Origin of the sequence: Pseudomonas sp. PONIH3, assembly GCF_002934345.1 — a bacterium.
In the GTDB taxonomy this organism is placed as follows: domain Bacteria; phylum Pseudomonadota; class Gammaproteobacteria; order Pseudomonadales; family Pseudomonadaceae; genus Aquipseudomonas; species Aquipseudomonas soli.
Window position 1 is genome coordinate 4,698,877 of record NZ_CP026386.1, and the last position, 23,702, is coordinate 4,722,578.

The 23,702-nt window shown below is 63.3% G+C and carries 26 protein-coding genes, 4 tRNA genes and 1 pseudogene; 17 read left to right on the top strand and 14 right to left on the bottom strand.

What is annotated here, in order from left to right; all coding sequences use genetic code 11:
- The first annotated feature begins 2 nt into the window (after positions 1-2).
- A complete protein-coding gene (gene ispH / locus C3F42_RS21790) occupies positions 3-950 on the top strand; it encodes a 4-hydroxy-3-methylbut-2-enyl diphosphate reductase (RefSeq protein ID WP_038706818.1) in 948 nt (315 codons plus the stop codon).
- A 1-nt stretch (position 951) separates the two neighbouring features.
- Here the strand turns inward: ispH and C3F42_RS21795 are convergent, their stop codons facing one another.
- On the bottom strand, positions 952-1,398 hold the full coding sequence (locus C3F42_RS21795; protein WP_236661048.1) for a GspH/FimT family protein: 447 nt from the start codon (positions 1,396-1,398) through the stop codon (positions 952-954).
- Positions 1,399-1,560: 162 nt separating this feature from the next.
- Here C3F42_RS21795 and C3F42_RS30385 point away from each other — a divergent pair, with 162 nt between their 5' ends.
- The 5 genes from C3F42_RS30385 to thiO are packed head-to-tail and all read left to right on the top strand — an operon-like array spanning position 1,561 to position 4,549.
- Positions 1,561-1,899, top strand: coding sequence for a hypothetical protein (locus C3F42_RS30385; RefSeq protein ID WP_371920581.1), 339 nt, complete (start codon positions 1,561-1,563; stop codon positions 1,897-1,899).
- Positions 1,896-2,531 (top strand): PilW family protein, encoded by a 636-nt coding sequence (locus tag C3F42_RS21805; RefSeq protein WP_104444894.1) that lies wholly within the window; start codon positions 1,896-1,898, stop codon positions 2,529-2,531. The genes C3F42_RS30385 and C3F42_RS21805 overlap by 4 nt, the downstream gene beginning before the upstream one ends.
- Positions 2,528-2,998 carry a hypothetical protein gene (locus tag C3F42_RS21810; RefSeq protein WP_104444895.1) on the top strand — a complete coding sequence of 157 codons (471 nt, stop codon included), beginning with the start codon at positions 2,528-2,530 and terminating at the stop codon, positions 2,996-2,998. Before C3F42_RS21805 ends, C3F42_RS21810 begins: the two co-directional genes overlap by 4 nt.
- Position 2,999: 1 nt before the next feature.
- Positions 3,000-3,398 carry a type IV pilin protein gene (locus C3F42_RS21815; RefSeq protein WP_023632897.1) on the top strand — a complete coding sequence of 133 codons (399 nt, stop codon included), beginning with the start codon at positions 3,000-3,002 and terminating at the stop codon, positions 3,396-3,398.
- 53 nt (positions 3,399-3,451) lie between these two features.
- Positions 3,452-4,549 carry a glycine oxidase ThiO gene (thiO, locus tag C3F42_RS21820; protein ID WP_038706815.1) on the top strand — a complete coding sequence of 366 codons (1,098 nt, stop codon included), beginning with the start codon at positions 3,452-3,454 and terminating at the stop codon, positions 4,547-4,549.
- Positions 4,550-4,609: 60 nt separating this feature from the next.
- Here thiO and C3F42_RS21825 read toward each other — a convergent pair whose 3' ends face one another.
- Positions 4,610-4,840 carry a PP0621 family protein gene (locus C3F42_RS21825; protein ID WP_023632576.1) on the bottom strand — a complete coding sequence of 77 codons (231 nt, stop codon included), beginning with the start codon at positions 4,838-4,840 and terminating at the stop codon, positions 4,610-4,612.
- A gap of 94 nt (positions 4,841-4,934) precedes the next feature.
- A complete protein-coding gene (locus tag C3F42_RS21830; protein WP_023632577.1) occupies positions 4,935-5,954 on the bottom strand; it encodes an outer membrane protein assembly factor BamD in 1,020 nt (339 codons plus the stop codon).
- A 148-nt stretch (positions 5,955-6,102) separates the two neighbouring features.
- Here C3F42_RS21830 and rluD point away from each other — a divergent pair, with 148 nt between their 5' ends.
- From rluD to C3F42_RS21865, 7 genes are all read left to right on the top strand, one after another.
- Positions 6,103-7,065: a 23S rRNA pseudouridine(1911/1915/1917) synthase RluD gene (gene rluD / locus C3F42_RS21835; protein WP_038706814.1), complete on the top strand. Its 963-nt coding sequence runs from the start codon at positions 6,103-6,105 to the stop codon at positions 7,063-7,065.
- The gene (gene pgeF / locus C3F42_RS21840; protein WP_104444896.1) at positions 7,062-7,802 is read left to right on the top strand and encodes a peptidoglycan editing factor PgeF; all 741 of its coding nucleotides are present in this window, start codon (positions 7,062-7,064) and stop codon (positions 7,800-7,802) included. Before rluD ends, pgeF begins: the two co-directional genes overlap by 4 nt.
- Before the next feature lie 267 nt (positions 7,803-8,069).
- Positions 8,070-10,634: an ATP-dependent chaperone ClpB gene (gene clpB, locus C3F42_RS21845; RefSeq protein WP_104444897.1), complete on the top strand. Its 2,565-nt coding sequence runs from the start codon at positions 8,070-8,072 to the stop codon at positions 10,632-10,634.
- A gap of 368 nt (positions 10,635-11,002) precedes the next feature.
- Positions 11,003-11,078: transfer RNA gene (locus C3F42_RS21850), tRNA-Asn, on the top strand.
- Between the two features lie 4 nt (positions 11,079-11,082).
- Positions 11,083-11,159: transfer RNA gene (locus C3F42_RS21855), tRNA-Pro, on the top strand.
- A 6-nt stretch (positions 11,160-11,165) separates the two neighbouring features.
- A tRNA-Lys gene (locus tag C3F42_RS21860) sits at positions 11,166-11,241 on the top strand.
- A gap of 102 nt (positions 11,242-11,343) precedes the next feature.
- Positions 11,344-11,880: a dihydrofolate reductase family protein gene (locus C3F42_RS21865; RefSeq protein ID WP_104444898.1), complete on the top strand. Its 537-nt coding sequence runs from the start codon at positions 11,344-11,346 to the stop codon at positions 11,878-11,880.
- Between the two features lie 124 nt (positions 11,881-12,004).
- On the opposite strand, the gene C3F42_RS21870 is transcribed toward C3F42_RS21865, so the two are convergent.
- From C3F42_RS21870 to C3F42_RS21885, 4 genes are all read right to left on the bottom strand, one after another.
- The gene (locus C3F42_RS21870) at positions 12,005-13,300 is read right to left on the bottom strand and encodes an NAD(P)/FAD-dependent oxidoreductase (RefSeq protein WP_038706812.1); all 1,296 of its coding nucleotides are present in this window, start codon (positions 13,298-13,300) and stop codon (positions 12,005-12,007) included.
- A gap of 84 nt (positions 13,301-13,384) precedes the next feature.
- Complete coding sequence (locus C3F42_RS21875; protein ID WP_023631877.1) at positions 13,385-13,558, bottom strand: DUF3094 family protein; 174 nt, start codon at positions 13,556-13,558, stop codon at positions 13,385-13,387.
- A gap of 132 nt (positions 13,559-13,690) precedes the next feature.
- Complete coding sequence (locus tag C3F42_RS21880; RefSeq protein ID WP_038706811.1) at positions 13,691-14,320, bottom strand: DUF1780 domain-containing protein; 630 nt, start codon at positions 14,318-14,320, stop codon at positions 13,691-13,693.
- A gap of 55 nt (positions 14,321-14,375) precedes the next feature.
- Positions 14,376-14,807, bottom strand: a complete 432-nt coding sequence (locus tag C3F42_RS21885; protein WP_038706810.1) for a hypothetical protein — start codon at positions 14,805-14,807, stop codon at positions 14,376-14,378.
- An 86-nt stretch (positions 14,808-14,893) separates the two neighbouring features.
- Here C3F42_RS21885 and C3F42_RS21890 point away from each other — a divergent pair, with 86 nt between their 5' ends.
- A complete protein-coding gene (locus tag C3F42_RS21890) occupies positions 14,894-15,601 on the top strand; it encodes an energy-coupling factor ABC transporter permease (RefSeq protein ID WP_104444899.1) in 708 nt (235 codons plus the stop codon).
- A gap of 44 nt (positions 15,602-15,645) precedes the next feature.
- Here the strand turns inward: C3F42_RS21890 and C3F42_RS21895 are convergent, their stop codons facing one another.
- The 5 genes from C3F42_RS21895 to C3F42_RS21915 all read right to left on the bottom strand — a co-directional run bounded on the left by C3F42_RS21895 (position 15,646) and on the right by C3F42_RS21915 (position 19,114).
- On the bottom strand, positions 15,646-15,894 hold the full coding sequence (locus C3F42_RS21895) for a hypothetical protein (protein WP_104444900.1): 249 nt from the start codon (positions 15,892-15,894) through the stop codon (positions 15,646-15,648).
- Positions 15,895-16,216: 322 nt separating this feature from the next.
- Entirely contained in the window at positions 16,217-16,417 is a 201-nt protein-coding gene (yacG, locus tag C3F42_RS21900; RefSeq protein WP_046854173.1) for a DNA gyrase inhibitor YacG, read from the bottom strand.
- Entirely contained in the window at positions 16,414-17,037 is a 624-nt protein-coding gene (gene coaE / locus C3F42_RS21905; RefSeq protein WP_038706809.1) for a dephospho-CoA kinase, read from the bottom strand. Before coaE ends, yacG begins: the two co-directional genes overlap by 4 nt.
- Positions 17,037-17,903 (bottom strand): A24 family peptidase, encoded by an 867-nt coding sequence (locus tag C3F42_RS21910; RefSeq protein ID WP_104444901.1) that lies wholly within the window; start codon positions 17,901-17,903, stop codon positions 17,037-17,039. Before C3F42_RS21910 ends, coaE begins: the two co-directional genes overlap by 1 nt.
- Before the next feature lie 2 nt (positions 17,904-17,905).
- Positions 17,906-19,114, bottom strand: a complete 1,209-nt coding sequence (locus C3F42_RS21915) for a type II secretion system F family protein (RefSeq protein WP_104444902.1) — start codon at positions 19,112-19,114, stop codon at positions 17,906-17,908.
- A gap of 226 nt (positions 19,115-19,340) precedes the next feature.
- Between C3F42_RS21915 and C3F42_RS21920 the strand changes: the two genes are divergently transcribed.
- The 3 genes and pseudogenes from C3F42_RS21920 to C3F42_RS21930 all read left to right on the top strand — a co-directional run.
- Positions 19,341-19,751, top strand: coding sequence for a pilin (locus C3F42_RS21920; RefSeq protein ID WP_104444903.1), 411 nt, complete (start codon positions 19,341-19,343; stop codon positions 19,749-19,751).
- A gap of 58 nt (positions 19,752-19,809) precedes the next feature.
- Positions 19,810-19,885, top strand: a tRNA-Thr gene (locus tag C3F42_RS21925).
- A gap of 161 nt (positions 19,886-20,046) precedes the next feature.
- A pseudogene (locus C3F42_RS21930) lies at positions 20,047-20,286 on the top strand (integrase arm-type DNA-binding domain-containing protein); the annotation flags it as partial.
- Between the two features lie 17 nt (positions 20,287-20,303).
- On the opposite strand, the gene C3F42_RS21935 reads toward C3F42_RS21930, so the two are convergent.
- On the bottom strand, positions 20,304-22,919 hold the full coding sequence (locus tag C3F42_RS21935) for an AAA family ATPase (RefSeq protein ID WP_104444904.1): 2,616 nt from the start codon (positions 22,917-22,919) through the stop codon (positions 20,304-20,306).
- A 461-nt stretch (positions 22,920-23,380) separates the two neighbouring features.
- The gene (locus tag C3F42_RS29435) at positions 23,381-23,608 is read right to left on the bottom strand and encodes a hypothetical protein (protein ID WP_218277420.1); all 228 of its coding nucleotides are present in this window, start codon (positions 23,606-23,608) and stop codon (positions 23,381-23,383) included.
- Positions 23,609-23,702 lie beyond the last annotated feature (94 nt).

Here is a 23,702-nt window from a genome sequence, read left to right on the forward strand (position 1 = left end):
GCATGCAAATCAAACTCGCCAACCCGCGCGGCTTCTGCGCCGGGGTCGACCGTGCGATCGAGATCGTCAACCGCGCCCTGGAAGTCTTCGGCCCGCCGATCTACGTGCGCCACGAAGTGGTGCACAACAAGTTCGTGGTCGAAGACTTGCGTAACCGTGGCGCGGTGTTCGTCGAAGAGCTGGACCAGGTGCCGGACGACGTCATCGTCATCTTCAGCGCCCATGGCGTTTCCCAGGCCGTGCGCCAGGAAGCCGCCGGCCGTGGCCTGAAAGTGTTCGACGCCACCTGCCCACTGGTGACCAAGGTGCATATCGAGGTGGCCAAGTACAGCCGTGATGGCCGTGAGACCATTCTCATCGGCCACGAAGGGCACCCGGAAGTCGAAGGCACCATGGGTCAGTACGACGCCAGCAACGGCGGCGCCATCTACCTCGTCGAGGACGAGGACGATGTTGCCCAGCTGCAGGTGAATGACCCTGACCACCTGGCCTTCGTCACCCAGACCACCCTGTCGATGGACGACACCAGCCGGGTGATCGACGCCCTGCGCGCGCGCTTCCCGAACATTGGCGGCCCGCGCAAGGACGACATCTGCTACGCCACGCAAAACCGCCAGGACGCCGTCAAGCAACTGGCCGACGAGTGTGACGTGGTACTGGTGGTCGGCAGCCCCAACAGCTCCAACTCCAACCGCCTGCGCGAGTTGGCCGAGCGCATGAGCACGCCGGCCTACCTGATCGACGGTGCCGAGGACCTGCAACGCAGCTGGTTCGATGGTGCCGAGCGTATCGGTATCACCGCCGGTGCCTCGGCGCCCGAGGTGCTGGTGCGTGGCGTGATCGAGCAGCTCAAGGCCTGGGGCGCCACCGGCGCCGAAGAGCTCGACGGCCGCGAAGAGAACATCACCTTCTCGATGCCCAAGGAACTGCGGGTTCGCTCGCTGATCTGACTCAGTCACCTGCACAGCGGCGGCCCTCGTCGCTGCGCAGGCTGACCCGGCCACTGGGGCTCAGCACCACCTGATGCTGGCTGCCAGGCCCGCTGCGCTGGCAGATGTCCAGCGTGATACCGACAAAGCCTTCCCCTATCGGTGCGCCACGCTTGCTGAAGCGCACCTCCCGCGCAGAACTGGCCACTACCTTTACGGGCTTGGCCAGGCGATGTTCGCGCAAAACCTGGCCGTCGTGTTCCTGCGACACACGCCAACCCTTGCCCCAGTCACCTTGCAGTGGATGAACCGTCAGCGCCAGCTGTTGCAGCGCGGCCTGGTTGCGCGCAGCGCGCAGTGCCTGCGCCAGTTCCCGGGCTGCGGCGGCCAGTTGCAGGGTTTCGCCGAGCCTGGCGTAGGCCGTTATCCCCAGGTGTGTCAGCAGGCTGCCAATTGTCAGTGCGCACATCATTTGTAGCAGTGTTACGCCTTGTTGCCTCACCGTGCATTCCTCCCTGGAAGTGCTTCGCTGTAGCTTCCGGCCTGGCCGCGCGAGGCGCCAGTCAGGCGGTTCGGGCAGACGGCGAGGAAAGATCCCAGGAGGGTGGCGATGTGGGCGAAGGAAGGTGGGATGACGCTGCTGGAGGTGCTGCTGGCGATGACGGTGCTGGCGCTTGGGGTGTTCGCCGCGGCGGCCTTGCAGGTGCGTGGCATGCAGGCGGCCGAGAGCGCCCTGCGTGACGGTCAGGCGTTGCAGCTGGCCCAGGGCATGTTCGAGCGGGTGAGGGCCAGCGGCACGCTCGAAGCGGGGGAGGAGAGTGCCTGGCGCTCGCGGGTCACCCAGGTGCTTGGCACCTCGGCGCAGGGGCTGATCAGGCGCCACGCCGGCATGCTGGAGCTGCAGGTGAGCTGGCCGGCCCAGGCTGAAGGGCGCCCGCCCTTGCAGTTGCAGGGCAGGGTGCTGCCATGAAACGCGGGCAAGCAGGCGCCGGGCTGGTCGAGGTGTTGCTGGCCGTGGCCCTGGGGGCGTTGTTGCTGGTGACGGCGAGCCAGTTGTTCGGCCAGGCCTATCAGGCCTGGCGGCTACAAGGCGCGGCGGCGAGGCTGCAGGATGATGCGCGCCTGGTCCTGCAGCGCCTGGCCGAGGACATCCGCATGGCGGGCATGTTTGGCTGCCTGCGCCTGGAAGCGGCGGACTTCACCGATCCGCAGGCTGCGCTAGCGTTCGCCAGGCCGATCGAGGCCAACGCTGACAGCCTCACGCTGGTAGGCGCCGAGCTGCCGGGATTGCTCGGCGCGCCGGACTGGACCGTGCTCACCGACTGTCGCAGTTGGGCGCAGGTCCTGCGTGGCCAGCATGTGCCTGGCGATGCCCTGCTGGCCTTGCCGGTGCGCCGGGTTACCTACCGCGTACGCAATGGCAGCCTGATGTTCACCAGCAACGCCCAGCATGCCAGCCTGGTCGACAATGTCCGGGCCCTGCGGGTGCGTCATGGCGACGGTCGCGTCGATATCGAGTTGCTCATGCAGGACCGCGAGCATCGGCTGGAGCAGCGCCATGCCGTGAGCGTGGCCGTGCGCAATCCAGGGGATGACGCATGAGCCGCCAGCGTGGCGTGGTGCTGTTGCTGGCCCTGAGCCTCAGCCTGCTGCTTGGCCTGCTGACCGCGCTGGGCATGCGCGAAGCCTTGCTGCAGGCGCGGCAGGTCGGCGAACAATGGCGCAGGGCGCAGGCTTTCGAACAGGCCGAAGCCAGCCTGGTGGAAGGCGCCGAGTTGCTGCCAGGTGGCTTGCCTGCGCTGTGCCTTGACTGCCTGCCACCCGCACTGCCGACAGCCTCACCTGCCGCGCCGTGGCGAACCACCGACAGTGGCTATGTCCTGCTCCAGCATCTGGGGCAGACACGCCGTGCCGTCGGCCTGCCGCCGGAGCAGCGGGTCAACCTCGTGCGGATCACGGCGCTGAGCCGCCAGGTGCGCGGCCGGCACTTCCTGGAAGCGGTGTATGCCGTGGACGGGCAGGGCAATATCGGACGCATCAGCTGGCGCCAACGCCTGGAGGAGAGCTGACATGCAGCGGGGTCTTGGTCTGATCGAATTATTGATTGTCGTGGCGCTGATCGGCATGCTGGCAGCCATTGCCTACCCCAGTTACAGCGACCAGCTACGCCGTGCCGCGCGCAGCGAGGTGGTCGGGCTGCTGCAGGACGCGGCGTTGCGCTTGGAACAGCATCGCGCGCATGTCGGCGGCTATGCCGACAGCGAGCAGCTTGTCACGCTATTGCCGGCTGGCAGCCGCTACTACCGCCTGCAGGCACAGCGTGACGAAGACGCTTTCACACTGCTTGCCCGCCGGGTTGCGCAGACGCTCATGGCAGATGACCGCTGTGGCGACTTCCGCCTCGATCACGCTGGTGTGCGTGATAATCCCGGGGGCAGCGAAGACGAACAGGCGTGCTGGGGAAGCTGAAGATCAAGAGGTGCCCGTGCACCGTGGAATTACTTCAGGTGTTGGATCGAACGATGAGCAAGCAAGTAGTGATTGTCGGCGGTGGCGTCATCGGCCTGCTGACGGCGTTGAACCTGGCGGCGGATGTCGACCGGGTGGTGGTGTGCGACCAGGGCGAGGTAGGGCGTGAGTCGTCCTGGGCCGGTGGCGGCATCGTCTCGCCGTTGTACCCCTGGCGCTATAGCCCGGCGGTAACGGCGCTGGCGCATTGGTCGCAGGATTTCTATCCACAGCTGGGCGAGCGTCTGTTCGCCAGCACCGGCATCGACCCGCAGGTGCACACCACCGGGCTGTACTGGCTGGACCTGGACGACGAAGCCGAGGCCCTGGCCTGGGCGGCCCGTGAGCAGCGGCCGCTCAGCGCCGTGGATATCTCGGCTGCCTACGACGCGGTGCCAGTGCTCGGGCCAGGCTACCGCCATGCCATCTACATGGCGGGCGTGGCCAACGTACGCAACCCGCGCCTGGTGAAGTCGCTCAAGGCCGCGCTGCTGGCGCTGCCCAACGTGACCCTGCGCGAGCATTGCCAGATCAGCGGTTTCGTCCATGAAGGCGGGCGTGTCGCCGGGGTGCGTACCGAGCAGGGCGTGCTGGCTGCCGACGAGGTGGTGCTCAGTGCCGGTGCCTGGAGCGGCGATCTGCTGCAGACATTGGGCCTGAGCCTGCCGGTGGAACCGGTGAAAGGGCAGATGATCCTGTTCAAGTGCGCCGAGGACTTCCTGCCGAGCATGGTCCTGGCCAAGGGGCGCTACGCGATCCCGCGCCGCGACGGGCATATCCTGGTTGGCAGCACCCTGGAGCATGCCGGCTACGACAAGACGCCGACCGGTGATGCGCTCGAGAGTCTGAAGGCTTCGGCGGTGGAACTGCTGCCGGCGCTGGCGGATGCCGAGGTGGTGGGGCACTGGGCTGGCCTGCGCCCTGGGTCGCCGGAAGGCATCCCTTACATTGGTGCAGTACCGGGGCATGCGGGGTTGTGGCTGAACTGCGGCCATTACCGCAACGGGCTGGTGCTGGCGCCGGCGTCTTGCCAGCTGTTCAGCGACCTGCTGCTGGGGCGTGCGCCGATCATCGATCCGGCGCCGTATGCGCCTGAGGGGCGTCTGGGCTGAGACACAACAGTGATGACGAGCGGGCGTGGGAGTGGGGCAAGCCCGCTCCCACAACGCAACTCAGCGCTGTTGCCCCGGCCCTTGCTCCAGATGCTGCTGGCTGCAATACCACTCCTTGCCCAGCTGCAACGCCCGGTCATTGGGCAGGTGCACGCCGCAATGGGCACAGCGCACCATCTGCAGCGGGTCCTGCAGGCGCGGTTCGGCAGGTGATTGCTGACTGGTCTTGAACTTGCGCCACAGCCAGAACGCGGCGGCGATCAGGGCGATCCAGAAAAGTAGGCGAACCATGGTGTCCAGCTTGTCGAATTAAGAAGGCGACAGTCTAGGACGCGGCCAATAAAAAAGGGAGGCCTCGGGCCTCCCTTTCTGCGCATGCGACGTATCAGTCGAACAGACCGAAAGTCATGTAGCTGAACCAGCTGCGGTCCTTGTCGGCTTCCTTCGGACCTTCCGGCAGGATCGGGTCGCCGTTCTCGTCCTTGGGGAGCAGCTCTTCGGGCATCTCGGAGCGGGCGTCCTGGAACTGCTTGACCACGTCCTGGTTGGCGCGGGTTTCGCCCGGCGGCAGTGGGGCCTTGGTTTCGATCAGGCCCAGAGTGGCCTTGGACAGCCACGAGCGGTTGCCGTTTTCATCGACTTTGGTGACGAACTGGCCATCGACCAGGCTCGGGTGGTCCGGGTAGTTGAGCTTGAGGGTCTCGAGGCTGGTGGCGGCCAGCTCGTCCAGGTGCATGCGCTGGTACGACTCGACCATCACCGCCAGGCCGTCACCCACCGATGGGGTTTCCTGGAAGTTCTCCACCACGTAGCGGCCACGGTTGGCGGCGGCTACATAGGCCTCGCGGCTCAGGTAGTAGTTGGCCACGTGGATTTCGTAGGAGGCCAGCAGGTTGCGCAGGTAGATCATGCGCTGCTTGGCGTCCGGGGCGTAGCGGCTGTTGGGGAAGCGGCTGGTCAGCTGGGCGAACTCGTTGTACGAGTCGCGGGCGGCGCCCGGGTCACGCTTGGTCATGTCCAGCGGCAGGAAGCGCGCCAGCAGGCCGCGGTCCTGGTCGAACGAGGTCAGGCCCTTGAGGTAATAGGCGTAGTCGACGTTCGGGTGCTGCGGGTGCAGGCGGATGAAACGCTCGGCAGCCGACTTGGCGGCCTCGGGCTCGGAGTTCTTGTAGTTGGCGTAGATCAGCTCGAGCTGGGCCTGGTCGGCGTAGCGGCCGAACGGGTAGCGCGACTCCAGGGCCTTGAGCTTGTTCACGGCGCTGGTATAGCTGGAGTTGTCCAGGTCGGCCTGCGCCTGCTGGTACAGTTCGGCCTCGCTGAGGTTCTCGTCAATGACTTCCTTGTTCGAGGAACAGGCAGCGGTGAGCCCGAGGATGGCGATCAGCAGCAGGTGTTTCACTTGCATGGCGGCTTGCGTCCCTTTGACGGCCGCTGTCTTGGGCGGTGCCGTCCTGTTATGATGAGCGCCCCCGGCAAACCCCGGGGCAAAAGAAGCCGTATTTAACCACAAGCGCGCAGCCGAAACCAAAGGCTGAACGCCCGTCGATTCGAGCATGTCCGAGATCATTCAACTTAGCGCAGAGGTCCCGTCCGAACTGGGCGGCCAACGCCTCGACCAGGTCGCCGCCCAATTGTTCGCCGAGTACTCGCGTTCGCGCCTGTCCTCGTGGATCAAAGATGGCCGCCTGACCGTCGATGGCGCGGTGCTGCGGCCGCGCGACACCGTCCACACCGGCTCCATCCTGGCTCTCGAGGCCGAGCAGGAGGCCCAGGGCGAATGGGTGGCTCAGGACATCGAGCTGGACATCGTCTATGAAGATGACCAGATCCTGGTGATCAACAAGCCGGCCGGGCTGGTGGTCCACCCGGCGGCGGGCCACCCCGACGGCACCCTGCTCAATGCCCTGCTGCACCATGTGCCAGACATCATCAACGTACCGCGCGCCGGTATCGTGCACCGTCTGGACAAGGACACCACGGGCCTGATGGTGGTGGCCAAGACCCTGCAGGCGCAGACCAACCTGGTCGACCAACTGCAGAAGCGCTCGGTCAGCCGCATCTACGAGTGCATCGTGGTCGGCGTGGTGATCGCCGGCGGCAAGATCGACGCCCCGATCGGCCGCCACGGCGGCGAGCGCCAGCGCATGGCGGTCACCGACGGCGGCAAGCCGGCAGTCAGCCACTACCGCGTGCTCAAGCGCTTCCGCTCGCACACCCATGTGCGGGTCAAGCTGGAAACCGGCCGCACCCACCAGATCCGCGTGCACATGGCGCATGTCGGTTATCCGCTGGTCGGCGACCAGACCTACGGCGTGCGCTTCCGCATTCCGCCGGCTGCCAGCGTGGCCATGGTCGAGGCGGTGAAGAACTTCCCGCGCCAGGCCCTGCACGCCCGCTTCCTGGCCCTGGATCACCCGACCACCGGTGAGCGCATGGAATGGGCCTCGCCGCTGCCGGACGACTTCCTCTGGCTGCTGTCGCTGCTCAACGACGACCGCGAGAGTTTTATCGGATGAGTGGCCTGACGCAGGCGCTGATCATTCCCGACTGGCCGGCCCCGGCCTCGGTCCGCGCCTGTGTCACCACCCGCCAGGGCGGCGTCAGCCTGCCGCCCTATGAATCCTTCAATCTTGGCGACCATGTGGGCGATGACCCCGCTGCAGTTGCCGAGAACCGTCGTCGCCTCAGCGAAGAATTCGCCATCCAGCCCGCCTGGCTCAAGCAGGTGCACGGCCTGGTGGTGGCCGATGCCGACCCCGCCGTGGTCGCCGAGGCCGATGCCAGCTGGACCGACCAGCCGGGCATCGCCTGCACCGTGATGACCGCCGATTGCCTGCCCGCCCTGTTCTGCGACCGCGCCGGTACCCGCGTGGCCGCCGCCCATGCCGGCTGGCGCGGGCTGGCCGGTGGCGTGCTGGAAGCCACCCTTGATCGCCTGGCCCTGCCACCCGAAGAAGTGCTGGTATGGCTGGGCCCGGCCATCGGGCCGCAGGCGTTCGAGGTGGGCATGGAAGTGCGCGATGCCTTTACCGCCGTGCATCCCGAGGCGGCCGCGGCGTTCGTCGACGGCGAGCGGCCGGGCAAGCTGATGGCCGATATCTACCAGCTGGCGCGGATTCGCCTGGCGGCGCGTGGAGTGACTGCTGTTTATGGTGGTGGCTTCTGCACGGTCAGCGACCCGCGGTTCTTCTCCTATCGCCGTACCCCGCAGGGTGGGCGCTTCGCTTCGCTGGTGTGGCTCAGCCCTCGCTAAGCCTGGAGCCGCTTCGCGGCCCTATCGCTGGCAAGCCAGCTCCCACATGCCAAAGTCTGTACTGCCCCTGTGGGAGCCGGCTTGCCGGCGATTGGGCTGCGCAGCAGCCCCGGCAATATCAATCCCATCACCACCCTGCTGACTTCCGTCAACCCCGCTACGCTTGAATCTTCCAGAATCACCCTTATCTATTGGTCATCTCAGGCAGGTTCATCATTACAGGTGCTGTCCATCGCTCCGCCTGCCCTTTAAAGGAAGGTATCTCCCATGCGAATAGACCGACTGACCAGCAAGCTGCAACTCGCGTTATCCGATTCCCAATCCCTGGCCGTGGGCATGGACCACCCGGCCATCGAGCCCCTGCACCTGCTGCAGGCGCTGATCGACCAGCAGGGCGGCTCGATCAAGCCGCTGCTGATGCAGGTCGGCTTCGACGTCAACAGCCTGCGCAAGGCGCTGACCAAAGAGCTCGACCAGCTGCCGAAAATCCAGAACCCCACCGGCGACGTGAACATGTCCCAGGACCTGGCGCGCCTGCTCAACCAGGCCGACCGCCTGGCCCAGCAGAAGGGCGACCAGTTCATCTCCAGCGAGCTGGTGCTGCTTGCCGCCATGGACGAGAACAGCAAGGTCGGCAAACTGCTGCTCGGCCAGGGCGTGAGCAAGAAGGCCCTGGAAAACGCCATCAACAACCTGCGCGGCGGCGCGGCGGTGAACGACGCCAACGCCGAGGAATCGCGCCAGGCCCTGGACAAGTACACCGTCGACCTCACCAAGCGTGCCGAGGAAGGCAAGCTCGACCCGGTGATCGGCCGTGACGACGAGATTCGCCGCACCATCCAGGTGCTGCAACGCCGTACCAAGAACAACCCGGTATTGATCGGCGAGCCCGGCGTCGGCAAGACCGCCATCGCCGAAGGCCTGGCCCAGCGCATCATCAACGGTGAAGTGCCCGACGGCCTCAAGGGCAAGCGCCTGCTGGCGCTGGACATGGGCGCGCTGATTGCCGGCGCCAAGTACCGCGGCGAGTTCGAAGAGCGCCTCAAAGGCCTGCTCAACGAACTGAGCAAGCAGGAAGGCCAGATCATTCTGTTCATCGATGAGCTGCATACCATGGTCGGCGCCGGTAAAGGCGAGGGCGCCATGGACGCCGGCAACATGCTCAAGCCGGCCCTGGCCCGTGGCGAACTGCACTGCGTCGGCGCCACCACGCTCAACGAGTACCGGCAGTTCATCGAGAAGGACGCAGCCCTCGAGCGCCGCTTCCAGAAGGTGCTGGTCGAGGAGCCGAGCGAGGAAGACACCATCGCCATCCTGCGCGGCCTGAAAGAGCGCTATGAAGTGCACCACAAGGTGGCCATCACCGACGGCGCGATCATTGCCGCGGCCAAGCTCAGCCACCGCTACATCACCGACCGCCAGCTGCCGGACAAGGCCATCGACCTGATCGACGAAGCCGCGAGCCGCATCCGCATGGAGATCGACTCCAAGCCGGAGGTGCTCGACCGCCTCGACCGTCGTCTGATCCAGCTGAAGGTGGAATCCCAGGCGCTGAAGAAGGAACAAGACGAAGCGGCGAAGAAGCGCCTGGAGAAACTGACCGAAGAAATCGAGCGCCTGGAGCGCGAGTACTCCGACCTCGAAGAGATCTGGGCCTCGGAAAAGGCCGAGGTGCAAGGTTCGGCGCAGATCCAGCAAAAGATCGAGCAGGCCCGCCAGGAGCTGGAAGCCGCGCGCCGCAAGGGCGACCTCAGCCGCATGGCCGAGCTGCAGTACGGGGTGATCCCGGACCTGGAGCGCAGCCTGCAGATGGTCGACCAGCACGGCAAGACCGACAACCAGCTGCTGCGCAACAAGGTCACCGAGGAAGAGATTGCCGAAGTGGTGTCCAAGTGGACCGGCATCCCGGTGGCGAAGATGCTCGAAGGCGAGCGTGAGAAGCTGCTGAAGATGGAAAGCCTGCTGCATGAACGGGTGATCGGCCAGGACGAGGCGGTGACCGCCGTGGCCAACGCCGTGCGCCGTTCCCGCGCTGGGCTGTCCGACCCGAACCGCCCAAGTGGCTCGTTCCTGTTCCTCGGGCCCACCGGGGTGGGCAAGACCGAACTGTGCAAGGCGCTGGCCGAGTTCCTCTTCGATACCGAAGAGGCCATGGTGCGCATCGACATGTCCGAGTTCATGGAGAAACACTCCGTGGCGCGTCTGATCGGTGCCCCGCCAGGGTATGTGGGCTATGAAGAGGGCGGTTACCTGACCGAGGCCGTGCGCCGCAAGCCGTACTCGGTGGTGCTGCTCGACGAGGTGGAGAAAGCCCACCCGGATGTGTTCAACGTGCTGCTGCAGGTGCTGGAAGATGGCCGCCTGACCGACAGCCACGGCCGCACCGTGGACTTCCGCAACACCGTGATCGTGATGACCTCCAACCTGGGCTCGGCGCAGATCCAGGAACTGGCCGGTGACCGCGAGGCACAGCGTGCGGCGGTGATGGACGCGGTGGGCGCGCACTTCCGTCCGGAGTTCATCAACCGCATCGACGAAGTAGTGGTATTCGAACCCCTGGGCCGCGAGCAGATCGCCGGTATCACCGAGATTCAGCTTGGCCGCCTGCGTGGTCGCCTGGCCGAGCGCGAGCTGTCGCTGAGCCTGAGCCCGGAGGCCTTGGACAAGCTGATCGCCGTCGGTTACGACCCGGTGTACGGCGCACGGCCATTGAAGCGTGCGATCCAGCGCTGGATCGAGAACCCGCTGGCGCAGTTGATCCTGGCGGGCGAGTTCCTGCCGGGTGCGGCGATCACCGCGAAGGTGGAGGGCGACGAGATCGTCTTTGGCTGACCTGCAGTAAACGAAGAGCCCCGCGTAAGCGGGGCTTTTTTATGTGTGCTGTCCGGCTTTATCGCGGGGCAAGCCCCTGATTTTCCGGCTTCCTAGCTAACTTGCTGAAAATTTTGAAAAAAGTGCTTGCACAAAATTCAGAGTGCCCCTAATATTCGCCCCGCTGTCAGGCACTGAGCAGATCGCCAGCAACACCGACGATCTGAAAATAACTTACAAATCAGTAAGTTGAACGAAAAAAAGTGGTTGACAAGCAAAACGAAGAATGTAGAATAGTCGGCCTCAGCAGCGACAACGCGAAAGCGGATAGCCAAAGAGATCGAAGCTAACACAGGCTTCGAAGCAGTAAAGATGTACCGAAGTTCAGTTCCGCGATAGCTCAGTCGGTAGAGCAAATGACTGTTAATCATTGGGTCCCTGGTTCGAGTCCAGGTCGCGGAGCCAATCTCGGGGTGTAGCGCAGTCCGGTAGCGCGCCTGCTTTGGGAGCAGGATGTCAGGAGTTCGAATCCCCTCACCCCGACCATTTTCAGGGTCGTTAGCTCAGTTGGTAGAGCAGTTGGCTTTTAACCAATTGGTCGTAGGTTCGAATCCTACACGACCCACCATGTAAAGAGGGCATCTCGAAAGAGATGCCCTTTTTCTTTGTCCGAGATTTATATCCCCGCCCTTTGCTACCCTGTGGCCTTTGCCCGCAGGAGTGCCCGCGCATGCCACTCAAAGCCAGTGTTTTCATCGCCACCAGCTTGGATGGCTACATCGCCCGTGAAGATGGCGGCCTCGATTGGTTGTTAGGGGCCACCCAGTCTGCTGACGACCATGGCTACGCCGGTTTCATGGCCGGCGTCGATACCTTGGTAATGGGGCGTGGCACCTTCGACAAGGTCATGACCTTTGGCGAGTGGCCGTATCCGGATGCGCGAGTGGTGGTGGTCAGCAGCACCCTCAAAGCACTGCCCCAGGGCGTATCAGAGCGCGTCGAGTTGCACCCGGGGCCGATCCCGGCTTTGCTCGAACACCTTCAGGCCACGGGCGCAAAGAGCCTTTACCTTGATGGCGGCAAGCTGATTCAGGGGTTCTTGCGTGAGGGGTTGGTGGACGAGCTGACCATCACCCGCATCCCCGTGCTGCTGGGGCAGGGGATACCGTTGTTCGGCGAGTTGGCGAAGGATGTGCTGTTGCAGCACATGAGAACGACCAGTTACGAGAGTGGGTGCGTGCAGAGTACGTATCGCGTGGTCAGATAAATCGCGTCAAGGTCATCGCTGGCAAGCCAGCTCCCACAGGAGCGCGCATCCTTGTGGGAGCTGGCTTGTCGTGGCGACGAACCGCAGCGAAAGGGCTGCAAAGCAGCCCCAGGATCTTGAAGCCTCAGTGCAGCTTCAGGCGCGGCTCGGTGCCCCGGCCAATCTTGCTGCCCAGCATCAGCATCAAGGTGCGGAAGGTCCCGTACAGCGCCATCTGGTGCATCCGGTACAGCGACACATAGAACATCCGCGCCAGCCAGCCCTCCAGCTTGACGCTGCCCATCAGGTTGCCCATCAGGTTACCCACCGCCGAGAAGCGCGACAGCGATACCAGCGAGCCATAGTCCTTGTACTCGTAGGTCGGCAGCGCCTTGTTCTCCAGGCGCAGCTTGAGGCTCTTGGCCAGCAGCGAGGCCTGCTGGTGCGCGGCCTGGGCCCGTGGCGGCACGTTGCGGTCGGTGCCAGGCTGCGGGCAGGCGGCGCAGTCGCCGAATGCGAAGATGTTGTCGTCCAGGGTGGTCTGCAAGGTCGGGCGCACCACCAGCTGGTTGATGCGGTTAGTCTCCAGGCCGTCGATGTCCTTGAGGAAGCCCGGCGCGCGAATGCCCGCCGCCCAGACCTTGAGGCTGGCCTGGATCACTTCGCCCGAGGCAGTCTTCAGGCCATCGGCGGTCACTTCGCTGACCGCGGCGTTGGTCATCACCGTCACCCCGAGTTTTTCCAGGGTCTTGTGCACCGGCACGCTGATGCGCTCCGGCAGCGCCGGCAATACCCGTGGGCCGGCTTCGATGATGGTGATGTGCATGTCTTTGGGCTGGATCTTGTCCAGGCCGTAGGCTGCCAGCTCATGGGCGGCGTTGTGCAGCTCGGCCGCCAGCTCCACGCCGGTGGCACCGGCGCCGACGATGGCCACGCTGATCTGCTCGCTGGCCACATCTCCGGCGTGCGCACGCAGATAATGGTTGAGCAGTTGCTGGTGGAAGCGCTCGGCCTGCTTGCGGCTGTCGAGGAACAGGCAGTGCTGCGCCGCCCCCAGGGTGCCGAAGTCGTTGGTGTTGCTGCCCACGGCGATCACCAGGGTGTCGTAGCCGATGGTGCGCGCAGGCAGCAGCTCACGGCCCTCATCGTCGAGGGTCGCGGCCAATTGAATCATCTTGTTTTCGCGGTCCAGGCCGCTCATGCGTCCCATCTGGAAGTTGAAGTGGTTCCACTTGGCCTGGGCCACGTAGTTCAGTTCGTCTTCCGAGGAGTTCAGCGAGCCGGCCGCCACTTCGTGCAGCAGTGGCTTCCAGATGTGCGTCAGGTTGGCATCAACCAGGGTGATCTCGGCCTGTTTGCGCTTGCCCAGGCTTTTACCCAGGCGGGTCGCCAGTTCCAGGCCGCCGGCGCCGCCGCCGACAATCACGATGCGATGAGTCATGGGGATATCTCACAAGTTTTACGGAATTCGTGGACACAAGGTCCGGCCGCATCCGGCATGAGGGGCGGGCGAGCGCAAGGCAGCTCATAGCACCAGTCCACTCAGCAGGCGGCTCAACAGGCCCAGACCGATGGTCACGGCCACCACCAGCAGCAGGAGCAGCCACGGCCGGAAGGGCCGGCGCTCGACTTGATGCTGGGGGGCGCTCAGATACTCATCGACGCGACGCTGATCTTCAGGATTCAGGCGGCTGGTCATGGTGGGCCTCGTCAGATAGACGTTCGTGACTGCGTGTACGCCACAGCGTTCACGCAAACGCATGGGTCGAATGATAATGCTTTCTATCCCTGGCGCCGAGTGTACGTGATCGCAAAGACACCCGGCACTGGATCAAAGACTGATGCCTACGTCGAACACGATGCTGCGCCCCAGGTTGCCGCGCAGGAAATCCGGCGCGTCCGGGTGGGCGAACAGCACCCGGGCGAAGGTCGGCCCCACCAGCGACAGCGACCGCCAGCCCTGGCGCAGGTACTCGGTGGGCGGCGGGAAATGGCTGTTGAGGTCGAGTACCTCGCGCTTGAGGCTGGCGAAGGCGATGATGTCCAGCTCGCTGAGGTCCAGCCCGCGCTCGCGGTAGTTGTGCGACTTCTTGCGCAGGGTCGGCGCCAGGCGCGCCAGCAGCTCCTGGGCACTGATGCGCCGGGGCCGTTGCTCACGGCGCACCAGCTGGGCCAGAGAGAAGGCGCTGCGCCGCCGTTGCAGCTCCTCGCGCCATTCGTCGTTGAGCCGGCGGCCCTCGTCGAGCACGAAGAACACCTCGAACGCCGCGTCGCGGAACAGCACGTCCGGCGGCTCTTGCCCGGCCGGGGTGAAGTCCTCGCTGCGGTAGGGGATGTTCAGCCCTTGCAGCAGGCGCTGGCAGACCCAACGCTCGCGCTCCCATTTGCGGGCATTGGACAGGAACGCATTGGCTTGCTCGGCCTGGATGGTAAGCAGGCGGAGGTAGTCTGAGTCATCCATGGGGACAAGCTTAGTCGCTAATTGATGACGGTAAGATGCTGTTTGTGCGTAGGAATCAGCCCAGCACCAGCCATTGCTGCACCACCCCCAGCAGATGCAGCAGCCCGCCGCCCAGGCAAATGGCCGAACTGACCGCGATAAACCGCCGGCTGCGCCCGGTGCCGGCCAGCACCAGCGGCCCCAGCAGGCCGCGCGCCAGGTACACCAGGGTGATCAGGCAGATCACCGGCAACAACAAGGGCAATGGGCGCATCAACCCAGCCGCCGACAAGGCATAAGCCGACCAGACGAGCAGCACCGCCGCGATCGCCGCAGTAACCAAGGCGGGGTAGGCGCGCCCTTGCTCCGCCGCCCTGGCCATGCGCTCGCCGGCGCCGAACAAGCGGTACCAGCGCGGGCCAATGGCGATCACCGCCAGGTGCAGCACGCCGGCGATGGCGCTGAACGCCGCGCCTAGCAGCAGCGGCAGGTTAAGTCCTTCAGGCATGGCGGATGCGTCCTGCATCGAAAGGAGGTGCCAGCCTATAGCAACAGGCTGAAAGGGAGAATGGGTGTAGACTCAGGCTTGTCCACATGGCCGACAGGGATATTGTTCAGGTGATCAGCGCACAAGTCTTGTCCAGCACCAGCCTTACCCTTGGCTGGATAGGTTACGTGCCCCTGCTGATCTGGGCCGCCAGCCGCACCCGCTGGGTCGAGCTGTTCACCGACACCCGCCGCCAGCACCTGCTGTTCGGCACGGTGTTCTGCCTGTTCATACTCTGGTTGGTGCGCCGCGATTTCGATACCGGGGTGTCGTACCACTTCATCGGCATGACCGCCGTCACCTTGCTGCTGGACTGGCCATTGGCCGTGCTCGGCGGCTTTCTCGCCCAGCTCGGCCTGTTGCTGATGGGCCGGCAGGATCTTGCCGCCATCGGCGTCAACGGCCTGCTGATCGTCGGCCTGCCGGTGCTGGTCACCGAGGTGTGCGCGATCCTGGTCGAGCGCGCCCAGCCGCGTAACCTGTTCGTCTACATCTTCTGTTGCGGGTTCTTCCCGGCGGCGTTGACGGTGTTGCTGTGCCTGATGGCAGGGCTGGGGTTGCTGTGGATGGACGAGCGTTTCGCCATGCCGGAATGGCTCAGCGACTTCGTTGGCTACCTATGGCTGATGATGTTCCCCGAGGCATTTATCAACGGCACGGTGATCAGTGCGCTGGTGGTGTTCTGCCCGGAGTGGCTGGAGACCTTCAACCGCAGCCGCTATCTGCAGGCGCCTTGGAAGGATGACGAGAAGTAATGTGAATGGCACCGGCTTTGCCGGTGATCTGGACCTATCGTTTCTCAATCCGGATCGTCGCGAGAATAGCGTGAGCGTTTGAACAGCAAGCGCTGGCCAACAAGCACGAACAACATCCCCCACAGCCCGCCATCGAGCTGCAGCACTTGTCGTTCGCCCAGCTGGGAGCAAGTGGTGATACCGACCACCATGAAGATGACGTACAAGGCCCTCCTCAATACTTTGGGCCGGCACATCCAGTCGAGCAGCACGCCTGCCGCCAATCCGTAAGCGATGAAGTACAGTTCTGGCATGTTGGCGTCCTGCTCGGATGGCCAGCCGCAAGGAGGAGGGCTGTTGCATCGAACGATGCCAATGGCTGGGGAGAGTGCCTATTCAGTTTGGTCTGATTAAGCGGTACGAAACTTCTGAGGGTGGTCTGTTCGCAGGTAACAGGGATGCACTGTATGAGAGGGAATTGAACTGTCCCGGCCTCTCGCCGGCAAGCCGGCTCCCACACCGACCGCGTAAACCTAAAACCAAGCGCCGTCCTTGTGGGAGCTGGCTTGCCAGCGATGGGCCGCAACGCGGCCCCAGGATTCAAGCAGCAGCTGTTGTCAAGGCTGCGCGATCCGTTTAGTGACGCGGCTCCAGATCCCCCGAATACAGCTCATCCTCGGACTCCTCCGCCCCGGCGATCTTGTGCTCCTCGGCCGCCCAGGCGCCCAGGTCGATCAACTTGCAGCGGTCCGAGCAGAACGGCCGGAACGGGCTCTGCTCGCCCCATTCCACGGGCGCCCCGCAGGTCGGGCAATCAACGGTCATCGGCTGGCTCATGGCTGGCCTCCTCGTAAAGTCAGGTAAAAGTGGTGCAGGCGGTCGATCTCGTCGTGCAGCGATTGCAGGTCACGATCGTTGACCACCACGTCATCGGCATGGCGCAGGCGCTCTTCCCGGGCCAGCTGGGCCTTGAGAATCGCCTGCACCTGTTCCGCGCTGGTGTTGTCGCGGGCCAAGGTGCGTTGCACCTGCAACTCGGTCGGCGCGTCGATCACCAGGATGCGTTGGGTCTTCTGGTGCTGCCCCGACTCGATCAACAGCGGCGAAACGTACACCGCATAGGGCGTCTCGGCCTTGGCCAGGTAGCTGAAGATCTCCTGGCCGATCAGCGGGTGCAGCAGTTGTTCCAACCATTGCCGCTGGCTCGGGTCGGCGAAGATCAGCTGGCGCAGGGCGCCACGGTCGAGCTGGCCGTCCGCCTGCAGCACGCCAGCGCCAAAGCGCTCGACGATGCTGGCCAGGGCAGGGCGCCCCGGCTCGACGACCCAGCGCGCGGCCTGGTCGGCATCGACCAGGTGCACGCCCAGTTCGACGAAACGCTCGGCGGCGGCACTCTTGCCGCTGCCAATGCCGCCGGTGAGGCCAAGAATCCAGGGTGTGAAGGGCGCTGTGCTCATCAGGTTCCAAGCAGTTGCAGGTATGAGGCGACTATTTCATCACCCCAGAGCAATGCGATCCACCCCGCAATGGCCAGATAAGGCCCGAAAGGCAATGCCGCGCCTATTTGCGTGCGCTTGAAACGCACCAGCGTCAGCCCGATCAGCGCCCCGACCAAGGACGCCAGCATCAAGGTCAGCGGCAGGATCTGCCAACCGCCCCAGGCACCGAGCATGGCCAGCAGCTTGAAGTCGCCGAAGCCCATGCCCTCCTTGCCGGTGATCAGCTTGAAGGCCCAGTACACCGACCACAAACTCAGGTAGCCTGCCACCGCGCCCCACAGCGCATCGCTCAGCGGTACCAGCAGCCCGAAGGCGTTGACGATCAACCCCAGCCACAACAGCGGCAGCACCAGCACATCCGGCAGCAACTGGTGCTCGGCATCGATCAGGCTCAAGGCGATCAGCCCCCAGGTCAGCAGCATTACCCCCAGCGCCGCGACACCCGGCCCGAAATGCCAGGCTACCAACAGCGAGAGCAGGGCGCTGCCCAGCTCAACCAAGGGATAACGCAGGCTGATCCGCGCCTTGCACCCGGCGCACCGCCCGCGCAGGGCCAGGTAACTCAGCAGCGGAATGTTTTCCCAGGCGCGGATCTGGCGCTGACAGTGCGGGCAACGTGAAGCCGGCAGGCACAGGTCGAAGCGCTCGTGCTCGGCCTGCGGCAGCCCCAGCACCTCCTGCGCCTCCCGCTGCCACTGGCGCTCGAGCATGATCGGCAGGCGGTACGCCAGCACATTGAGAAAACTGCCCACCAGCAACCCCAGCACCGCGGCCAAGGTATGGAAGAACGGCGGATGTTCGACGATTACGGTCCAGGCATTCATGTTCAGATCAGGCTACCCAACTGGAAGATCGGCAAATACATCGCCACGACGAGGCCCCCCACCAGCAGCCCGAGGATCAGCACGATGGCCGGCTCCAGCAGCGTGGTCAACTGCTCCAGCGCCTGGCTCACCTGTTCTTCGTAATGCAGCGCGGCCTTGTCCAGCATCCGGTCGAGGGTACCGCTGGCTTCGCCCACCGCCACCAGCTGGCGCAACAGCGGCGGGAACAGCGCATCCGCCTCCATCGCCTGCTGCAGCCCCATGCCGCCGGCCACGTCCTGGCGCAACTTGAGGATCGCCCGCTCGTGCAGGCTGTTACCACTCACCGGCGCCACCGTGGCCAGTGCATCCAGCAACGCCACGCCGGCGGCGTAGGAGGTCGCCAGGCTGCGGGCAAAGCGCGCCAACGCCGCCTGCCCGAGCAAGGTGCCCACCACCGGCACCCGCAACACCCCGTGCAATATCCACAGGCGCGCCGGCAGATGCCGCCGGTACAACGCCCGCACGCCAAACCCCAGCGCAGTTATCAACAGCACCAACCACCCGACGTGATTGCCCAGCCCTGTGGATAAATCGATCACCCACTGGGTGAACGCCGGCAGCGCCTTGTCGAAACTGGCGAACAACCCCTGGAACCGCGGCACCACCTCCAGCAGCAACAACGCCGCCACCCCTAGCCCCGTGAACAGCAACAGCGCTGGATACAGCATCGCCTTGCGCACCTTTTGCCGCAGCGCCTGGCGCTTCTCCAGCATGGTCGCCATCTGCTCCAGCTGCCGGTCCAGCGTGCCCGACTGCTCGCCCACCCGCACCAGGTTGCAGTACAGCGCATCGAACCACCCCGGATGGCGCTGCAAGGCATCCGCCAAACCCAACCCCGCCGCCACATCCTGTTGCAACCGCACCAGCAACGCCGCCATGGCGCTGTTCACCGTGCTGCGCGCCATCACCTCGAACGCCTGCAACAGCGGCACCCCCGCCGTGAGCAAGGTCGCCAGCTGGCGGCTGAACCCCGGCGCATCCGCCTTGCCCGCCCGTTGCGGCCAGCGCCAGCGCAGCCCACCCGCCAGCCGCACCCGCGTCGCGCGAATGCCCTGCTGGCGCAACCACGCCTGCACGAACGCCGGGCTGCGCCCAGTGTGCTGGCCCTGTTGCGGCGCGCCGCTGGCATCGACGCCTTCCCAGACGTACAGACGGGTGGAAGCAGGCATGGCGAGAGTCCTTTTGCACGGGGGCGAAAAGCCCGGTAACAGCTTGCCCGGCCTGCTGCCGGGCGCGTTTCCCTGTGGCTCACTAGAGTAGTCCAGCGAAGATGACGCCCCGCCGCGCAGGGGTGACAAAAGGTGTCGGTTCAGGCCTACTGCGCGCCTGCCGGCCGGGGCGCGCCACGATAAAAGCGCCCGCCGCGCCTCCACGTATCACGAAGGAAGACCGTTCATGAAAGGGCAACGAGGTATCACCCTGATCGAACTGATGATCGTCGTCGCGATCATCGGCATCCTGGCGACCATCGCCATCCCCATGTACACCAACCACCAGGCCCGCGCCAAGGCTACCGCCGCGCTGCTGGAAATCTCCGCGCTGAAGACGCCGATGGACGTGCGCCTGAACGACGGCAAGGACGTACCCGACGTCGCCAGCCTCGGCGGCCAGCCCGCCACCGCCCATTGCGCGATCGCCGCCAGCGGCAAGGCCGCCGACGGCACCGCCAGCATCGCCTGCACCCTGGCCGACGCACCGGCCAATGTGCTGGGCAAGACCGTGACCCTGGCCCGTACCCAGGCAGGCTGGACTTGCGTGACCACGGTGGAGGAAGACCTCGCGCCCAATGGCTGCACGGTGCAATGAAAGTGAGGTGAAACAGGGGTTTGCGTAACCGACACGGCAGTGGTACGTTGCGCAACACGCCGGTGTAGCTCAGTCGGTAGAGCAGCGCACTCGTAACGCGAAGGTCGCAGGTTCGATTCCTGTCTCCGGCACCAGAGACCAGTTTCCAGAAGTCTATGACAGTCTACGAAACACCCCGCAAAGCCCGCCTAGCGCGGGCTTTGTTGTTTCTGCCTGTCTCGTTTTGTCTCTGGGTATCTACGCTATTTAGGGATATGGTTGGGGATATCTCGGTTCGACAAGGAAACGTATCCCTATGGCGCGCACAGTGGTGCCTCTCACCGATCCCAAATGTGATGCGGCCAAGCCTCGGGAGAAGGATTACAAGCTGTTCGATGGCAAAGGCCTCTATCTGCTGGTGAAGCCGTCAGGGGTCAAGACCTGGCGTATGAAGTACACCAAACCTGATGACCGTGATGGGTTAGCTACATTTGGCAATTATCCGGCGCTCGGCTTGAAAGCGGCCAGGGAGCGACGCGCTCAGGCGCTTGGGCTACCAGTGGGGGAGGCGGTTCAACCTCTGCGCCGGCGGATATCTTGGAACAGGGTATTGACGGCCTCGATATCTCGCAGGAGCTCCTCCGGTTGCGTAACGGCCCGCTGCTGTCCCGCCGCATGTGAATGCGCGCGCACGTTGCGGCAGCACCTGTCATGCAAACGCTGCACCTCGCGGTAATCAGCTTCCTGCACGCTCATCACGCCATTAAGCCGACCGACTGAGATACCGTCGCGGAACCGCACTACGGTTTCATTGAGTATTGTGTCCTCGATACCTACCTCAATCGTGACACGAAGGTCATCGTAAGCATTGCGCATCGCAAGTCGCTCATCATCCCCCGGCGGGTTACTAAAGTTGGCTGCGATTCGTTGGTGATCAGCACGGTGGTATGCAATGCGCTCACGGTGCCTACGCATGTCATAGGGCAAACCGGCATCGATATAACCCGGCCCTTCTGCCCGATAGTTGATTGACCTGACCTCAGGGACCAATTGCGCATCTTGGCAAAGGGTAAGCAGCTCTCCGAAAAACACCGCGTCGTGGGTAAATACTATGACTTGTCGGCTGACGGACTCCTCAACAATCCGTCGTGCGACGGCGGTTCGATGGTTGTGGTCAAGGCTCGAAACCGGATCGTCGAATACGATTCCGGAAGTGGACTCTGACTGGTGGAGCTCTGCGAAGAAGTAAGCGAGCGCACACATGCGCTGCTCCGCCTCGCTGAGGACAAGATGCGGATCAAGCTGGCATTCGTGTAGTTGAATTCCAAGACGCACCGAACCCGCATCACCGGTTGAGCTGACCCCGGCCCGAATGTGGTAAAGATCAAGTCTGTTAAGTTCATCGTTCATCCTTCCGGCCAACGCCTCGCTGACGTACCGCCTGGCCAACTGACCTGCAAGCACGCTAATCGAGCGCGTGCCGCCGATGTCCTCATTGCAACTCTGGAGCTTTGCCCTGAGAGCGAGATTTTCAGTCACCCGGGCGATGCCTTCGATATGTTCGGAAAGTAGCCGCCGCGCTTCCAGCTCCCTCAGGCGAAGCCTCTTCGCCGCCAAGGCCGCAGCATCAAGGTTCGCGCGCAGTCGGACTGCCTCGACGCGAAGGGCATCCGCGACCTGATGGAGTGAAGCTGTCGGGGTTGCACCACGATAATTTGGTCGATCCAACCATTCGCCATCAGCAACGGCCGCTCTGAGCCACTGAAGTCGAGCTGCCAAATCTTCCTGGAAGGTCCGGATCTCGTCCGGTAGCGTTGCTACTCGCGCGCCCAAGCTCTCAAACATGACCGGGGAAACGGTAAAGGTAACGGTCGTCTGGTTGACGTCACGTACGATCTGTTGCCAAGCGTTGCGCGCAACTTGGGCGGCTTCGGCCGCCCTATCCCGGATATAGCGATCGAACCGCTGTAAGCGATCCTTCGCTTCAGGAGTCAGCTCCTGCTGGCAAAGCACGCATACTCCACCTTCGTCAGTGACCGGAAAGGCTTGTCCGGGATACGCAGTGCTGGTCGAGTAATCGCGTGCGGCGTTGAACAATAATGCCCATGGGCCTTGTCCAGTTCCAGGAAGCAGCTGCGCGGCATCTTCTGACTGCAGTAGCGCAGATGCCGCGCATTCAGCCGCCTCGGCCTCCACCAGGCTTCGATGAGCCGACTGCGTGGCCCCAATCGCATCATCAGACACTATGTTGGCAGCCACAGCGATACTGTTAGCCAGCTCATCGACCCTAATTGCTGCGTTGTCGAGGTTCGTCGCCCTGGCGGTGGGATCTGCCTCGCTGATCTCCTGCGGCAGACGCGCGAGTTCTGCTTGCTCATCCGCAGTGAGCGTGGCCAGAGCACGCGCGCGCGTCAGATCAGTGGCCGGACCAATCGGATGTACTGTCTGGCCAGCTACGGTATCGGCGGGGATGACATTGAACGGTGTAATGTCTGTGGCGAGCCCCGCGATTTCTGCCTGAAGCCTTGGGCGTAGCGCCTGATTTAGACCATTTGCCAACTGTTGAAGGTAGGCCAAGGCGGACGGCTGAAAGGTGGCTGCCTCTCTCGTCTGGAGGTAATGACGGGCGCAGTCGCTATCGAAGACGGAGATCCCCCTGAGCTCGGTCCGAGGGACATGACCGCGCTGACCGCTCCAGATCGCCTGCTCTGGGGCATGATTCAATTCGAAGTCGATAGTGGCGCTCGGGGTAAGCTGCTGGTAGTTCGGATCGTAGGCATTGGCGTAGACGATACCTGGGCTCCTCGCCCGGCATGCTTGCTTGAGTACTCGCGCATAGCCGGACTTACCTGCGCCATTCCCACCGTATACGATCGTGAGTCCCTGCGACTGAAACGTCAGAGCTTGGTCACTCGGAATTTTCCCAACGTCAATAAGCGTATGTAGAGATGTAAGAACGACCGTCCTGTCTCGATTCGCCTCGGCGGGAAAATGCTCTGCGGCGAATCTGATCGGCTCCGGCGCAGGCTCCATTGCGCTGTTTATCCCATGATGCTGCTTGGCGAGATCGAGAATCTCTCCAAGATCCGCCTCGCTCCACGCCCCTTGAATACAAAGTCTCCGCAAGGCGTCCTGCCGCCACGGTGGCAACCTGTCCGCCCATGCCAGCACTTCCTCGTAGATAGCCATATCCATGCTCCATTTTCCCAAAGGGAATTAGCACAGAAATTATCACTCTGCCATCAAGCAACCGAAAACCCATGACGGCCTGGTTGGCGTTCGCGGCTTTTGAAGAGGCCAAATTGAGAATGTGCGGAGCGGATTGAATACACGCCATTGGCGGCTATTGGCAGATTTCTGCCTATGCCCACCGTCAGCTTAGGGTCGAAAGCAGCCAGTCGCGACTGACAGCTTTCGCCCCACAGCAGACACCACCAAAGATTTTATCTGTGAAAAGCGGGCTGTAATTTTTGCCAGTACGCAAACGCGGACTGTTGTATTTAGGAAATTTATCAGCCCAGTAAATCAAGCCAAAAATTCTACTAACAAGAAATTAGCGCCTTATTTTTTAGTAGCCATGGAGACTTCCAAAAAATGATGGAAGTTGGCGATGGCTTGCCTACAGTTAAATCTTAGGACGCTTCTCGCGCCTACGATTTCTCCTCATTGTTCTTATTTCCATTAAGTCTTTTTAGCACTTCATCCATCCCTGGCCACGGGACGTCATTTTTTTTGTTCCCAGGTTTTTTATACCAGCTATCAAAACCATCTTTCTCCTTCTTTGTCATGGTCTGATAAATTTTCAGCATCTCTGGAGATAGAGAAACTGATTGAATGGCCATTTTTGTTCTGACCGCATCAATGAATTCGCGGAACATTTCCGCTGTAATCGTGAGGGCTCCAGGCGCCAACTTCCAAGCAAGCACCTCAAACTGATATCCAGTCTCGGGTATTGTGGACTTGTTATGGAGA

Coding starts and splice junctions, on each gene's coding strand:
- C3F42_RS21815 (WP_023632897.1), top strand. CDS start 3,000: ATGCAGCGGGGTCTTGGTCTGATCGAATTATTGATTGTCGTGGCGCTG.
- C3F42_RS21825 (WP_023632576.1), bottom strand. CDS start 4,840: ATGGTTCGCCTACTTTTCTGGATCGCCCTGATCGCCGCCGCGTTCTGG.
- C3F42_RS21935 (WP_104444904.1), bottom strand. CDS start 22,919: ATGGCTATCTACGAGGAAGTGCTGGCATGGGCGGACAGGTTGCCACCG.
- clpB (WP_104444897.1), top strand. CDS start 8,070: ATGCGAATAGACCGACTGACCAGCAAGCTGCAACTCGCGTTATCCGAT.
- thiO (WP_038706815.1), top strand. CDS start 3,452: ATGAGCAAGCAAGTAGTGATTGTCGGCGGTGGCGTCATCGGCCTGCTG.
- C3F42_RS21885 (WP_038706810.1), bottom strand. CDS start 14,807: ATGCCTGAAGGACTTAACCTGCCGCTGCTGCTAGGCGCGGCGTTCAGC.
- C3F42_RS30385 (WP_371920581.1), top strand. CDS start 1,561: ATGACGCTGCTGGAGGTGCTGCTGGCGATGACGGTGCTGGCGCTTGGG.
- C3F42_RS21875 (WP_023631877.1), bottom strand. CDS start 13,558: ATGACCAGCCGCCTGAATCCTGAAGATCAGCGTCGCGTCGATGAGTAT.
- coaE (WP_038706809.1), bottom strand. CDS start 17,037: ATGAGCACAGCGCCCTTCACACCCTGGATTCTTGGCCTCACCGGCGGC.
- C3F42_RS21805 (WP_104444894.1), top strand. CDS start 1,896: ATGAAACGCGGGCAAGCAGGCGCCGGGCTGGTCGAGGTGTTGCTGGCC.
- C3F42_RS21795 (WP_236661048.1), bottom strand. CDS start 1,398: ATGTGCGCACTGACAATTGGCAGCCTGCTGACACACCTGGGGATAACG.
- ispH (WP_038706818.1), top strand. CDS start 3: ATGCAAATCAAACTCGCCAACCCGCGCGGCTTCTGCGCCGGGGTCGAC.
- C3F42_RS21910 (WP_104444901.1), bottom strand. CDS start 17,903: ATGAATGCCTGGACCGTAATCGTCGAACATCCGCCGTTCTTCCATACC.
- yacG (WP_046854173.1), bottom strand. CDS start 16,417: ATGAGCCAGCCGATGACCGTTGATTGCCCGACCTGCGGGGCGCCCGTG.
- C3F42_RS29435 (WP_218277420.1), bottom strand. CDS start 23,608: ATGTTCCGCGAATTCATTGATGCGGTCAGAACAAAAATGGCCATTCAA.
- C3F42_RS21810 (WP_104444895.1), top strand. CDS start 2,528: ATGAGCCGCCAGCGTGGCGTGGTGCTGTTGCTGGCCCTGAGCCTCAGC.
- C3F42_RS21915 (WP_104444902.1), bottom strand. CDS start 19,114: ATGCCTGCTTCCACCCGTCTGTACGTCTGGGAAGGCGTCGATGCCAGC.
- C3F42_RS21880 (WP_038706811.1), bottom strand. CDS start 14,320: ATGGATGACTCAGACTACCTCCGCCTGCTTACCATCCAGGCCGAGCAA.
- C3F42_RS21920 (WP_104444903.1), top strand. CDS start 19,341: ATGAAAGGGCAACGAGGTATCACCCTGATCGAACTGATGATCGTCGTC.
- pgeF (WP_104444896.1), top strand. CDS start 7,062: ATGAGTGGCCTGACGCAGGCGCTGATCATTCCCGACTGGCCGGCCCCG.
- rluD (WP_038706814.1), top strand. CDS start 6,103: ATGTCCGAGATCATTCAACTTAGCGCAGAGGTCCCGTCCGAACTGGGC.
- C3F42_RS21890 (WP_104444899.1), top strand. CDS start 14,894: ATGGCCGACAGGGATATTGTTCAGGTGATCAGCGCACAAGTCTTGTCC.
- C3F42_RS21870 (WP_038706812.1), bottom strand. CDS start 13,300: ATGACTCATCGCATCGTGATTGTCGGCGGCGGCGCCGGCGGCCTGGAA.
- C3F42_RS21865 (WP_104444898.1), top strand. CDS start 11,344: ATGCCACTCAAAGCCAGTGTTTTCATCGCCACCAGCTTGGATGGCTAC.
- C3F42_RS21830 (WP_023632577.1), bottom strand. CDS start 5,954: ATGCAAGTGAAACACCTGCTGCTGATCGCCATCCTCGGGCTCACCGCT.
- C3F42_RS21895 (WP_104444900.1), bottom strand. CDS start 15,894: ATGCCAGAACTGTACTTCATCGCTTACGGATTGGCGGCAGGCGTGCTG.